The sequence below is a fragment of the Candidatus Pseudoscillospira sp. SGI.172 genome (genome assembly GCF_050313575.1).
In the GTDB taxonomy this organism is placed as follows: domain Bacteria; phylum Bacillota; class Clostridia; order Oscillospirales; family Oscillospiraceae; genus Vermiculatibacterium.
Genome location: NZ_JBNPLQ010000023.1, coordinates 1 through 13077, shown reverse-complemented (window position 1 = coordinate 13077; position 13077 = coordinate 1). Strand labels below are relative to the sequence as shown.

Genomic DNA, 13077 nt, shown 5'->3' with positions numbered 1-13077 from the left:
GCTGGGGACTCCCTGTTTTGGGAATCCCCAGCCCCCCGTGGGTTGCTGCGGTTTGTCTTATTCAGCTGGCTGCTCCTCGGCTGTGCGGGTGTTTTCCGCTTTGGTCAGAGCCTGCTTGATAAAGCCCAGTACGAAGTCCCGCTGAGTTAGCTCCTTGCCAGTGCGGTTGCTCTCGTGGGTGAGGTGATTTTTGATAAAAATGTGAAAATTTCTGCCATCTGCACAAAGAAGTGCCCGAACATTTTCGCCCGGGTGTTCTCGATGTCAATCGTAAATCAGTTCAAACTTTACAATTTCATATGCCTGTGCGTTGCAAACATTCATTGTCCGTACCCATATCATTTGGCTATCGGCCTTTTGCCTCAATAACGGAAACTGTTATATGGGCGCCGTCCTATCTGCCAGGAGGTCCTTTTTACGCGCCGGATCAGCAACCGGCGTCCTGGCCGATCATGAGCTTGAGGATGACGTGGTCAGTCTCCTTCATGCCCTGGGCGGCCATGGTGCCGATGGTGGCAATGGTCTCTTCCACGTTTTCCATCACCAGGCCCTCGCCGGCCCCGAATGTATTGCCATCCATAGACATCTCGTGCCCCAGGATGGCTGCGTCCACCGAGGCGGCGATCTTGGCGGCGCAGCTGCCCTTGGCGCCGTCGCAGACGATGCCGGACACATTGGCCAGGGTGTTGGTGATGGTGCGGGCGATGGTGTCGTAGTCCCCGCCGTGGAGGTAGGTGATGCCGGCGCCCGCGCCGCAGCCGGCGCAGACCGCGCCGCAGAAGGCGGACAGGCGGCCGATGCCCCGTTTCTGGAGGAGGGCCACCAGGTTGCTCACCACCAGGGCCCGGTACATGACCTCGTCCTCCACGCCCAGGTGCTGGGCGTAGACGGCGATGGGTACGGAGCAGGTGATGCCCTGGTTGCCGCTGCCCGAGTTGATGATCACGGGCAGGACGCAGCCGCCCATGCGGGCATCGCTGCCGGCGGCAGCCATGGCCCGGGCACGGAGACGGACATTCTCCCCGTAGTGGCGCATCAGGGTGGAACCCACCCGGCCGCCGTAGGCGTGGGTCATGCCCTCTCGGGCAATCTTCAGGTTATAGGCGACCTGCCGCTCCAGCATGGGACGCACATCCTCCATGTCCACGGTGTCGGCAAAGGTCAGGATGTCGGACAGGTTCAGAAGCTTCAGGTCGGAGTCGGACTCGTCCTCCTCGGACCGGGCCGCCTCCTCCTTCCGGAAGAGGACCTCGCCGTCCTTCTCCAGGCGGATAAGGTTGGTGTGCTCGTCCCGGATCTCGGCCAGGGCGGTGTGTCCCGCCCCCTCCATCTCCACGATGATGTGGAGCTGGGCGGGGGTGTCCAAAATCTCGGTGGCGCAGATGCCCCGGGTCAGGAGCTCCCGGGTCTTCTCCAGGGCCACATGGTCCACCTTGCTCAGGACCTCCAGGCCCAGAGAGGGGTCGCCGGCCACAGCGCCCAGGACGGCGCTGGTGTCGATGCCCTTCATGTTACCGGTGGTAGGGACGATGACCCCCTTGGCGTTCTTGATGATGTTACCGCTGCAACGGGCAACGATCTTCTCGGGCATGGCCCCCAGAGCCTCCCGGGCCTTGGCGGCGGCCAGGGCGATGGCGATGGGCTCGGTGCAACCCAGAGCGGGGACCAGCTCGTTCTTCAGGATGCGGACATAAGCCTCGTAAGTAGCGTTGTTCAGCATGGGGTCCTCCTTATTTTTTCTCCTGCTTGCCGCAGGAGGCGCAGTTTTTCAGTTCGCCGTCGGCCAGGCCTTCCTGGTCCTTGACGTAGGCGGAGTACAGGGTGTAGCCGCCGGACAGGTTGTGGACTTTGGCCCCGTTCTGGGCCAGGATGCGCTGGGCCACATAGCCCCGCAGGCCTACCTGACAGCTCACGTAGATCTCCTTGGACAGGTCCACCTCACCCAGGCGGTCCCGGAGCTGGTTGACGGGAATGTTCACGAAGCCGGGGATGGTCCCCAGCTCGTCCAGCTCCTCGGGGTTCCGCACATCCAGACAGACGGCGTTGGCGGGGATGTTGGCCACATCCTCGGCGTAGAAGGGCACCATGGTGCCCTCCAGCACGTTCTGGCCCACGAAGCCCACCATGTTCACGGGGTCCTTGGCGCTGGAGAAGGGGGGCGCGTAGGCCAGCTCCATCTCCTGGAGGTCATAGACGGTCATGCCGAAGCGAACGGCATTGGCTAAGTCGTCGATGCGCTTATCCGTGCCCTCGCCGCCCACGATCTGCGCGCCCAAAATCTTGCCGGTCTCGGGAGCGAAGAGGGTCTTGACCACCATCTGGGTGCCGTCGGGGTAGTACCCGGCATGGCTGGCGGAGACGGTGAAGATCTTGTGGTAGGGGATACCGTTTGCCTTCAGGCTCTCCTCCTTCTCGCCGGTGCAGGCTACCACCAGGTCGAAAAACTTCATGATGGAGGTGCCCTGGCTTCCCTTGTACCGGGCGTTCTTGCCGCAGATCACATCGGCCACGATGCGGGCCTGCTTGTTGGCGGGACCGGCCAGGGGAATGACCTGGGTACTGCCGGTGACGATGTTCTTCACGGTGGCGGCGTCGCCCAGGGCGTAGATGTCGGCCACGCTGGTGCGGAGCTGGTCGTCGATGAGAATCTCCCCTCGCTTGCCCAGCTCCACGCCGCTTCCCTGGAGGAAGCGAGTCTCGGGCATGACGCCGATGCTCAGGATGACCATGTCGGCAGGAATGGAGGTGCCGTCCTCCAGGAGCACGGCGTCACGGGTGAAGCTGGCGCACTTCTTGCCCACGTAGAGGCCCACGCCCACGCCCCGGATGTAGTTGTGGACGGGATGGGCCATATCCAGGTCGATGGGGGCCATGACGTGGGGGGAGGCCTCCACCACGGAGACCTTCAGCCCCCGGTGAGCCAGGTTCTCGGCCATCTCCAGGCCGATAAAGCCCGCGCCGATGACGGCGGCGGTCTTGGGTTGGTTCTGCTCGATATGGTCATAGATGGCGTAGGTGTCGGGGATGTTCCGAAGGGTGAAGACGTGGTTGTCCTCCATCCCGGGCATGTTGGGCCGGATGGGGGAAGCGCCGGGGGACAAAACCAGCTTATCGTAGCGCTCGGTGTAGGTCTCGCCGGTAGCGTGATTCTTCACAGAGACGGTCTTGGCGGCGGAGTCCACGCTCAGGACCTCATTGTTCACCCGCACGTCCACGTTGAAGCGGGCGCGGAAGGCCTCGGGGGTCTGGAGCTGGAGCTTCTCCCGCTCGGTGATGGTCCCGCCGATGTAGTAGGGTAGGCCGCAGTTGGCGAAGGAGATATACTGCCCCTTCTCAAAGAGAATGATCTCGGCCTTCTCATCATTACGGCGAAGGCGGGCGGCGGCGCCGGCGCCGCCCGCCACGCCGCCTACGATCAGAACTTTCATGGTAAAGTTTCTCCTTTGCGATTTTTAAAGGTAGTGGGGGGTGGCGGGGGTGAGGACCTCGCAGCCGTCCTCGGTGATGAGGACCATGTCCTCGATGTTGAAGCCGTTGACCCCGCGGATGTAGCAGGGGACCTCCATGGCAAGGACCATGCCGGCCTCCAGGGGCCGGGTGGTGGTGGGGTTGATGAAGGGGGCCTCAGCGGTGGCGGGGCCCATGCTGATGGAGTGGCCCTGATGGCCCCGGCGGTAGGCGGGGAAGGCCTCCTTTACATAGTCATAGGCGATGTGGAACAGCTCGTTCATGGGCAGGCCGGGCTTGGCGGCGGCGATCATCCGGCGCTGGCCCTCGTAGAGGCGGTCCTTCAGCTTCAGGATGGTGGGGTCGGCCCCCTCCATGACCCAGGAACGGGAGGTATCGGTGGTGTAGAAGTCGAACTCGGCGTTCACACCGGCATCGAACTTCACCACGTCCCCCTTTCGGATGATGTTCTCCTCGGGGATGGTGAGGCGGGCGCCCGCCTCGCCGGTGGAAAACATGGACCAGGCGCTGGGGGCGGCTACGCCGGTGGCGATGACGGTCTTGCGGAAGGTCTCCACCAGCTCCCGCTCGCTCACGCCCACCCTGGCGATCTTGCTCACGGCGGTGAACCCCTCGTCGGCGGCCCGGCAGAGGGTGCGGAACATCTGGATCTCCTCGGGGGTCTTTACGCTGCGGGCGAAGACGAAGAGATCGGAGATGTTCTCGTACCTGGCCTCGGGGAAGGCCTGGCACAGGCTGTTATAATAGCCGGCTGTGAGATAGTCCAGCTCCACGCCCAGCTTCTTGTTTGCCAGGTCCATGTCCTTGACCATCTTCTTCAGCACGTCCATGGAGTTCTCCATCTCGGCGGCGGGGAGCGCCTGGCCGGTGGTGATCTCATCCCAGACCTTCACGCCGGTCCAGGTGTCGTACTTGCGGACGAGAAAGCGGCCCTGGCTCTTCTTCTCGAAGGTGGGGACCTCGAAGTCCATAGTGGTCAGCTGGGTGGGCACATCCTCCCGGGCGGAGACCACGGCTACGGAGAAACCGGGCTGACGGGAGACGGTGTGCTGATGGCCGGCAAAGCCGGTGACGTAATGGAAGTTCTCGGGTGAAGAGACAATCGCACCGTCCAGGCCGTGCTGGCGGAGCAGTTCTTTGATTTTTTCCTCTTTGGGCAGCATGGGAAATTCCTCCTTTTGATGTACATGAACCTACTTTGCCCGAGCCGCTGACGCTGCTCGGGCAAAGGGAGGGTGTCCTTTTAGGCAGGATAGAACATGGGGGAGCCGGGGCCCAAGGGCAGGCCGAGGACATAGAAAACGGTGAACAGTGCGATCCAGCCAATGAGGAAGCAGATGGAGTAGGGCAGCATGGTGGAGATGACGGTGCCGATGCCGGCGTCCTTCTTATACTTCTGGAAGAAGGCCACGGTGAGCACGAAGAAGGGCATGGTGGGGGCGATGATGTTGGTGCAGGAGTCCCCGATGCGGTAGGCCACCTGGGTCAGCTCGGGAGACATGCCAAGGCGCATGAACATGGGCACGAACACGGGAGCCATGATGGCCCACTTGGCGGAGTCCACAGCAATAAAGAGGTTGATGATGGCGGTGAGGAGGATGAGGGCGACGACGAGGGGCAGGCCCACGAAGCCGATGTCGCTGAGGAAGTTGGCGCCGGCCACGGACAGGATGGTACCCAGGTTGGAGAAGGTGAAGAAGTTGGTGAACTGGGCGGCGAAGAAGATGAGGACCATGAAGCCGGAGATGCCCTGGATGCCCTTGGTCATCAGCTCGACTACGTCCTTGTCGCTCTTGATGGTGCCGGCGCCCACGCCGTAAGCGATACCGGGGATGAGGAAGAGGAGCATCATGATGAAGATGATGCCGCTCATGAAGGGGCTGTGCAGGAAGCCGCCGTCGGCGCCTCGGAGCAGGCCGTTGGTGGGCACTACGGTGATGGCGATGAGAGCGATGTAGATGAGGGCGGCAATGCCGGCGAACTTCATGCCACGCTTCTCAGCGGGGGAGAGCTCGGTGCTGGTGTCCTCGTCGATGGCGCCCTCGTACTTGCCAAGGCGGGGCTCCACGATCTTATTGGTCACAAACGTGCCGATGGCGGTGATGACGAAGGTGGAGGCGAACATGAAGAACCAGTTACACAGGGGGGAAACGGTGTAGTTGGGATCCAGCATATTGGCGGCCTGGGTGGACATGCCGGCGAACATGGGGTCGTTGGTGCCGATGAGCAGGTTGGCGCTCCAGCCGCCGGACACGCCGGCGAAGGCCGCGGCCAGACCGGCGATGGGGTGACGGCCCACGGCCATGAACAGAATGGCGCCCAGGGGGACCAGGACCACGTAGCCGGTGGAGGAGGCGATGTTGGACATGATGCCCAGGAATACCACCATGGCGGTGATGAGGGTCTTGGGCGCGGAGCCGGCGGCCTTCCGCAGCAGGGAGGCCAGCAGGCCGGAGCCGTCAGCCACGGAGACGCCCAGGATGATGGTGAAGACGGTGCCCAGAGCGAAGAAACCTGTGAAGTTGCTCACCAGCTTGGTGATGAGGGTGCGGATGGAATCCACGGAGAGCAGATTCACGGCGGCCACCGTGACCTCTTCCACATTGCCAGTGGTGGTGTTGATGGCCTCATAGGTCACCGAGACACCGGCGTTGGCGCAGATGGCGGAAATGACCATCACGGCCAGGGTCAGGATCAGGAAGATGGTGGCGGGGTTGGGCATGGCGTTGCCGATACGCTCCACGCGGTCCAGCGCGCGGATGACCAGGCCCTTTTTCTCTAAGGTGTTGTTCTTAGACATCAGGGAAATACCTCCTCAAAATTAATTATCCAACCCCCGTCAGGACGAAGGGGGAACAGATACACACAGATTGCGGGCATTTAGCGGCCCATGCGCTTATCCACGGCGGCCTTGAGCTGGGCCATGGCCCGCTCCACCACACCGCGGGGGCAGGCGATGTTCATCCGCATATAGCCCTCGCCGTCCACGGGACCGAAGCCGCGGCCGTCGTTCAGGGCCAGGTGGGCTTCCTCCGCCATAAAGGCGGGCAGAGCGTCGCCGGGCAGGTCCAGGCCTTTGCAGTTGAGCCACAGCAGATAGGTGCACTCGGGACGGTGGAGCTTGATCTCGGGGATGTGGGCCTTCAGGAACTCCTCCACGTAGAGAACGTTGCCCTCCAGATGGGTCAGGAGCTGGTCCACCCACTCCTCGCCGTGGCGGAACGCGGCCTCCACGGCCACCAGGCTGAAGCAGTTGTTGCGGTGCACGTCCAGGCTCTTCCAGAACTTCTGGTACTTGTTCTGAAGCTCCTCATTGGGGAAAATCAGGGTAGCGGCCTGGAGGCCGGCCAGGTTGAAGGTCTTGGTGGCCGAGGTGCAGGTGATAGTGTGGGCGGCGATCTCCCCGCTCACGGAGGCCAGGGGGGTGTGCTTGTGTCCGAAGAGCATCAGGTCGCTGTGGATCTCGTCGCTCACCATGAGGGTGCCGTACTTCACGCACAGCTCACCCATGCGGCGGAGCTCCTCGGGAGTCCAGACCCGGCCCACGGGGTTGTGGGGATTGCACAGGATAAAGATGGGGGGCTTGCGCTTCAGGGCGGCCTCAAAGGCATCAAAGTCCACGCTGTACCGGCCGTCCTCGTCCTGGAGCAGGCTCACGGTGAGGGGCTTGCGGTCCCAGTTCTCCACCGATTCAAAAAACTCGCCGTACACGGGGGTGAGGAACAGGATCTCGTCCCCGGGGGCAGAAAACTCCCGGACGCAGGTACACAGGGCGGGGACGACCCCCAGGGCAAAGACGCAGTGCTCCTGGTCGGGGCGCCAGCCGTTGCGCTTTTCCTGCCAGTCGCAGACGGCCCGGAAATAGGAGTCGGGACGACTGGTGTAGCCGAAGATGCCCTGCTTGTTCCGGGCGTCTATGGCCTCCAGGATGGCGGGGGCGGTCTTCAGGTCCATGTCCGCGATCCACATGGGGAGCAGATCCCGGCGGCCGTACTTGGCCTCCATCTCGTCATATTTGACGGCGAAGTTGTCCCAGCGGTCAATGGGCTGGTTAAAATCATACTGCAATGGTTTTCTCTCCTTGCTTCCATTTGGGCGGCATCGGAAAAATCCCGCCGCCGTTTTCACCCAAATAAAAAGCAAGTTCTGTGCCAAGTTTTTAATTTCTCGTTTTTTTGTGTGTTTTACCCGAAAATAAGCGGATTTATTTGGCGATTTCCACAAAAGGAAAAAGGGAAATGGGCCAGTTTCTGGGAGATGCTCCCAGAAACTGCACCCATTTCACACCGCTTTTCACCATTTTTCGCCCGTTTACGACCAGTTATATCTCCCATTTCGGCCCGCCGGCGGCGCCTGGCCCGCCCTCCAGCCGCTGGGACACCGCCCTGCCCAGGAGAGTGGGGCGGCTCCCGCCCCGGCCCCGGCGGATCTCCACTAGACCCAGCTCCTCCAGACGGGTCAGGGCGGTGCGGGCGGTCTGCTCGGTCATGGAGACCCCCTGGGCCCTGGCCTGGGCGGCCAGGCTCTTCCGCCCTGTGGAGGCCCCGCCGCAGAGGGCGGCCAGCACAAAGGCGTAGGCCGCCAGATCGCTCCCCGCCCGGCGGCGGAGCCGGGCCAGAACCTCCTCCTCCCGATCGGGTTCGGCCTGCTCGGACGCAGACGCGAAGGGGGCGGCCCCAGCGGTGGCCAGGATGGTGGGGGGCAGGTCCTCCGGCGCGATGACCGGTTTGTCCAAATAGGCCAGGTACTCCACGCAGTTGCGAAGCTCCCGCACATTGCCGTCCCAAGAATGGGCTATGAGGAGCTGGAGGGCGGCGGGGGAGAGGGCGAACTTGGCCCCCAGCCCTTCCTTCATCTCGTCCAGGAGAAGCCTCACGTCCTGTCCGCGGTTCCGCAGGGGCGGGAGCTGGAGAGGGAGGACACTCAGGCGGTAAAACAGGTCCTTGCGGAAGGCCCCCCGCCGCACGATGGCGGGCAGGTCCTCGTTGGTGGCGGCGATGACCCGCACATCCACGTGGATCACGTCCACACCGCCCAGGCGGATGATCTCCTTTTCCTGGAGGACCCGGAGGAGCTTGACTTGGAGCATGGGGCTCATGGCCTCGATCTCGTCCAGGAAAAGGGTGCCCCGGCGGGCCGCCTCGAAGAAGCCGATGTGCCCACCCTTCCGGGCTCCGGTGAAGGAGCCCTCCTCGTAACCGAAGAGCTGGCCCTCCAGCAGAGAGTCCGGGATGGCGGCGCAGTTGATGGCTACGAAGGGCTCGGCTGCGCGGGGGCTGGCGGCGTGGATGGCCTGGGCGAAGAGCTCCTTGCCTGTGCCGCTCTCCCCGCTGATGAGGATGGCGGCATTGCCGGCCGCCATTTTCCGGGCCAGGGCCTTGGCGTTGAGCATGGGAGCGCTCTGGCCCACAATAGAATCAAAGGTGTATTTGGTCACATGGCCCTTGCCCAGGATCTGCCGGCGCATCTTCTGCTGGCGGTTCTCCTCGTCCCGGAACCTCTGGAGGATGCAATAGGCCCCCATGAGGCGGCCGTTGCGGAACATGGGCTGGATGCTCACGTTCACCGGACTGCCGCCGATCTCCACCAGGCGGGCCTGGACCGCCTTCCGGTCGGCAAAGCACTCCTCGAAGGGGAGGGCTGACAGGGACTCCTGGGCCCGGCTGTCCAGAAGCTGGTGGGCGGACACATCCAGGATCTCCTCCGCCTTGGGGTTGCAGGCGAAGATGGTCCCGTCGGCGTCCACCCCCAGCAGCCCGGCGTCCAGGGCCTGCTGGAAGAGGTCAAAGAGGCTCTCCATCTGGGTGGAGCGCTGGAGCATCCGTTCAATGCTGTGGCTCCGCTCGGCCAGATTCGCCAGATAGGCCTGGAAATGGGGCTGGCCGATGACGTGCTCCCGCTTTAAGTAAAAAGCCAGCTCGGTAAGGGTGTTTCCGCTGAGGAGTCTTGGCCCCAGGTCGATGATGGTCTCCACCCCGTCGGGGACGTAGCGGCTCTCCCCGGTGGTGATCGCCAGCGGTAGGGCTGGTGGCTCGGGCGCGCCCGGCCAATAGGGGACGAACTGGATGTTGGTCACCCCCAGCTGGTTGAGCATGGCGATGGTCTCGGTGGCCATGGGCTGGTTGATGTTCACCAGCAGGGCTTTGGTATTCCGGGACACCTCCATCAGGCGGCGGAGCCCCTCCCGGGTGATACGGACCTCGCTGATGACCACCTTTCCTCCGCCGGGCAGGAGCTGGGCGAGGTCCCGGTCCGCGAAGGCGCAGGTGGATACCAGATACACGTCGGCCGGGGCCACCTGCCGGGCGTTCCCTCCCTGGACGCTGTAAGTCTCAATGTCGATCTCCTCCCCCAAGAATTCCCGGACCTGGCGGGCGTAGAGTGCCACCGAGTCGGAATCCCAGGTGAGGATGGCCAGCCGTTTCGCCATATGGGTTCCCCCTTTTCTCCTGTTTCTCCATTTTATCCTCGCCATTATGGCATGTTCCCCCCATTTTTGTCAAGGGAAAAAGCCGCCAATCCCAATCAGAACAGGGACTTCAGGGGATTTCATCCTGCTGGCACAGAATTTGCTATTGTAATACATATAGAAAAAAAGGCCGCCCAGCGGCCGGAAGGAGCAACAGAATGTTGGAAATGAAAGCCCTTTACGAGGAGGCCCTCGCCCGCAGGGCGGATCTGACCGCCTGCCGCCGAACCCTCCATCAGATTCCCGAGCTGGGTATGGACCTGCCCGAGACCACCGCCTATGTCTGCCGGGAGCTGGAGGCCTTCGGCCTAGTCCCCCGGCGCGTGGCCGGGGGCGTCACCGCCACCGTGGGCAAGCCCGGCGGGCCCGTTTTCCTACTGCGGGGAGATATGGATGCCCTGGGGATGAAAGAGCAGAGCGGCCTACCCTTCTCTGCCGCCGGGGACACCGCCCACACCTGCGGTCACGACATCCACACCGCCATGCTTCTGGGGGCCGCCCGGCTCCTCAAGGCCCACGAAGACCAGCTTCCCGGCCAGGTAAAGCTCATGTTCCAGCCAGGGGAAGAGATCCTCCAGGGGGCCGCCGCCATGGTGGCGGCTGGGATTTTGGAGAACCCCAAGGTAGACGCCGCCATGGCTCTCCACGTCTTCCCCGGCCCCATGCATGTGGGCACCATCGCTTGGCGGCAGGGGCCCGCCCTGGCCTCCTCAGACAGCTTCCGCATCACGGTTACTGGAAAAGCGGGCCACGGTGCCATCCCTCAGAACGCTGTGGACCCTGTAAACATCGCCGCCCACATTCTCCTGGCCCTCCAGGAGATCAACGCCCGGGAAGTGGATCCCCAGGACCCCCTGGTCCTCACCGTCTGCACCCTCCACGCCGGAAAGCTCCACAACTCCATTCCCGAGTCCGCTGAGCTCACCGGCAGTATCCGGGCCTTCTCCAACCACAACCGTGCCTTTGCCAAGGAGCGTCTGGTCCAGATCTGCCAGGGCATCGCCACCGCCTTCCGGGGCTCCTGCGAAGTGGAATTCCTGGCAGGGGTGGCCTCCCTCCACAACCAGCCTGAGCTGGCCGCCGAGCTTTCCGGCTACGCCGGGCAACTGGCCAACCTGGAGGAGCTCCCCCGCCAGATGGGGAGCGAGGACTTCGCTGAGGTCACCCAGAAGGTCCCCTCCGTTTTCATGGGCATCGGCGCCGGCGGGCCCGAGGAAATCTACCACCGGGCCGGCTCCCATCACCCCGCCATCGTCTTCAACGAGGCTGTCCTCCCCCTGGGGGCCGCCGTGCTGGGCGGATGCGCCGCCAACTGGCTTTTGACCCACGCCGAATAACCGTAAAAAGGACCGCTGAGGCGGTCCTTTTTTTGTCGCATTTTCTGCCTCATACACCGCTTTTACAGCATTGAACAAGTGGTCTGTTTTTTAAGACGGCGTGCAATGAGTCAGGAGGAAACGAGCGCTCAGGCACGTCAACACATCCTAGATGCGGCGATACGGGAGTTTTCCGCAAAGGGCTACGAGAGTGGTGCGTCCCTCAATACCGCCTGTGCGGAAAACGGAATCTCCAAGGGCATCGTCTGCCACCACTTCAAGGACAAAAACGAGCTCTATCTGCTCTGTGTGGAGGAGTGCGTCGACACCCTGACAGACTATTGAGCGCCGCGGCGGAAGCCTTCACGGGGCCGGGAGAGGAGGGGATACAAGCCTATTTTCAAGCACGGTTCCGCTTTTTCGCGAACATCCCCTGTACTTCGGCATCTTTGCCGACACCGCTTTCCGGCCCCCACCGCCCTTGGGGGCCGAGATTGGAAAACGCCGCCGGGTCTTCGATCAACTGAATCTGTCGGTCCTGACCGCGTTTTTGGAGGGCAGGCCCCTGCGAAGTGGCCTTTCAGCGGCGGCCATCGCGGAGGAATTCCGCGTGTACATGTTTTTTTTAATCTGTGCTTTCAGGCGGCCCTCCACCAGGAATTTCATTCGTTTTTGTTTCTTAATTTCTTTCATATACAGCATCCCACAAACGGGAGGCGGCGAAATTCTGCCGCCTCCCGTTTTCCGTTTTTGCTTCCCAGCGGAAATCCCGTCGGATTGTTGTTGATTTGTGGATTACACGACAAGTTCAAATATCCGTCTGATCGGCACAAAACCGCATCAAAATGGTCGCCAGCTGGGCACGGGTAGATACATCAGCCGGAGAGAGGGTGGTTGCAGAGGTTCCGCCGACAATTCCGTTGGCGGAGGCCCAGGCCACAGCGTCCGTATAGTACCTACCGGTCCGCAGCCGCATCGCTGAACACCGCCACACTGGAGACGGCCAGGGTATTTTCCATGCGATATAAGATGGTGGCAATCATGCCCCGGGTGGCCGTGATATCCGGTCCAAAAGCGGCGTTACTGATCCTGTTCATCAGACCCGCGCTGTGAACATAGTCGACAGCGGCCTTGTACCATGCGTTCTCCGCCACATCCACGAAGGGATTCTCAGCAGTTTCCTCCACCGCCCTGAACACTGCTTTAATGGTGTGCGCGGCACGGACATTCTCAAAGGTGTACCGGGACACAGCGCCTACGTTCTTGCCGTCCACCAAAACGTCCTTCAGTTCGTACCCGCTGCCGGTTTTCACTGTGAAGGTCTGGTCACCGCCCCTCTCCACGCGGATGGATCCGTTGGCAGAAATGGTGGGCCTCAGCCCTGATGGTGTACTGACTGGAGCTGCTGGAGGAGGAGCCGCCGGAGGCAGCTGCTCTGACGATGGTAACAGCATAGCTCTTTGTCGTGCTGCCATCCTCGGCGGTGGCGGTGACAGTGAAGGTATTCTCACCGACAGACAGAGCCTTTACACCCACATTCCCGGTTACCACGGCTTTGCTGCCGTCAGCTGTGGCGGCGATGGTAACGGAAGTCAAGCTGTTGGCCACGGAAGCGGTGTATGCCAGAGTATCAGCGCTGAAGGCGGGAGTGATCGTAGCGCCGGTCACGGTCAGAGCGGACAGAGCGGCATCCGTGGAGGGGGTCTGCTGGGCGATTTTGTTGATGGTGAAGGTGTCCAGCACGGACATGTCATTCACATTGTAGGTGGTGATGGTGAAGGTGTTTTCAGAGACCGTCGCCTTGGAGATGCTGGGCTTCTTACT

General features: G+C 62.3%; 12 protein-coding genes and 1 pseudogene. 2 read left to right on the top strand and 11 right to left on the bottom strand.

Features of this window, described 5'->3' with window-relative positions; genetic code table 11:
* Positions 1-264: 264 nt before the first annotated feature.
* From ACQRD3_RS09545 to ACQRD3_RS09515, 7 genes and pseudogenes are all read right to left on the bottom strand, one after another.
* Positions 265-357, bottom strand: a pseudogene (locus tag ACQRD3_RS09545) (TnpV protein); the annotation flags it as partial.
* Positions 358-427: 70 nt separating this feature from the next.
* Positions 428-1720: a serine dehydratase subunit alpha family protein gene (locus ACQRD3_RS09540; RefSeq protein WP_427781193.1), complete on the bottom strand. Its 1293-nt coding sequence runs from the start codon at positions 1718-1720 to the stop codon at positions 428-430.
* A 10-nt stretch (positions 1721-1730) separates the two neighbouring features.
* A complete protein-coding gene (locus ACQRD3_RS09535) occupies positions 1731-3428 on the bottom strand; it encodes an FAD-dependent oxidoreductase (protein WP_427781191.1) in 1698 nt (565 codons plus the stop codon).
* A gap of 24 nt (positions 3429-3452) precedes the next feature.
* Positions 3453-4631: a M24 family metallopeptidase gene (locus ACQRD3_RS09530; protein WP_427781189.1), complete on the bottom strand. Its 1179-nt coding sequence runs from the start codon at positions 4629-4631 to the stop codon at positions 3453-3455.
* Positions 4632-4711: 80 nt separating this feature from the next.
* On the bottom strand, positions 4712-6268 hold the full coding sequence (locus ACQRD3_RS09525; RefSeq protein WP_080907749.1) for an AbgT family transporter: 1557 nt from the start codon (positions 6266-6268) through the stop codon (positions 4712-4714).
* A gap of 80 nt (positions 6269-6348) precedes the next feature.
* Complete coding sequence (locus ACQRD3_RS09520; RefSeq protein WP_080907750.1) at positions 6349-7536, bottom strand: MalY/PatB family protein; 1188 nt, start codon at positions 7534-7536, stop codon at positions 6349-6351.
* A gap of 253 nt (positions 7537-7789) precedes the next feature.
* The gene (locus ACQRD3_RS09515) at positions 7790-9898 is read right to left on the bottom strand and encodes a sigma-54 interaction domain-containing protein (RefSeq protein WP_427781186.1); all 2109 of its coding nucleotides are present in this window, start codon (positions 9896-9898) and stop codon (positions 7790-7792) included.
* Positions 9899-10095: 197 nt separating this feature from the next.
* Here ACQRD3_RS09515 and ACQRD3_RS09510 point away from each other — a divergent pair, with 197 nt between their 5' ends.
* Both ACQRD3_RS09510 and ACQRD3_RS09505 read left to right on the top strand, forming a co-directional pair.
* The gene (locus tag ACQRD3_RS09510) at positions 10096-11274 is read left to right on the top strand and encodes a M20 metallopeptidase family protein (protein WP_427781184.1); all 1179 of its coding nucleotides are present in this window, start codon (positions 10096-10098) and stop codon (positions 11272-11274) included.
* Positions 11275-11379: 105 nt separating this feature from the next.
* The gene (locus tag ACQRD3_RS09505) at positions 11380-11598 is read left to right on the top strand and encodes a TetR/AcrR family transcriptional regulator (RefSeq protein WP_080907752.1); all 219 of its coding nucleotides are present in this window, start codon (positions 11380-11382) and stop codon (positions 11596-11598) included.
* Positions 11599-11772: 174 nt separating this feature from the next.
* Here ACQRD3_RS09505 and ACQRD3_RS09500 read toward each other — a convergent pair whose 3' ends face one another.
* From ACQRD3_RS09500 to ACQRD3_RS09485, 4 genes are all read right to left on the bottom strand, one after another.
* The gene (locus ACQRD3_RS09500) at positions 11773-11946 is read right to left on the bottom strand and encodes a hypothetical protein (protein ID WP_427781182.1); all 174 of its coding nucleotides are present in this window, start codon (positions 11944-11946) and stop codon (positions 11773-11775) included.
* A 115-nt stretch (positions 11947-12061) separates the two neighbouring features.
* Complete coding sequence (locus tag ACQRD3_RS09495; protein ID WP_143476657.1) at positions 12062-12229, bottom strand: S-layer homology domain-containing protein; 168 nt, start codon at positions 12227-12229, stop codon at positions 12062-12064.
* Positions 12210-12566 (bottom strand): S-layer homology domain-containing protein, encoded by a 357-nt coding sequence (locus ACQRD3_RS09490; protein WP_427781179.1) that lies wholly within the window; start codon positions 12564-12566, stop codon positions 12210-12212. Before ACQRD3_RS09490 ends, ACQRD3_RS09495 begins: the two co-directional genes overlap by 20 nt.
* 13 nt (positions 12567-12579) lie before the next feature.
* Positions 12580-13077: cadherin-like beta sandwich domain-containing protein (locus tag ACQRD3_RS09485; protein WP_427781177.1), on the bottom strand; the 498-nt coding region annotated here is incomplete at its 5' end.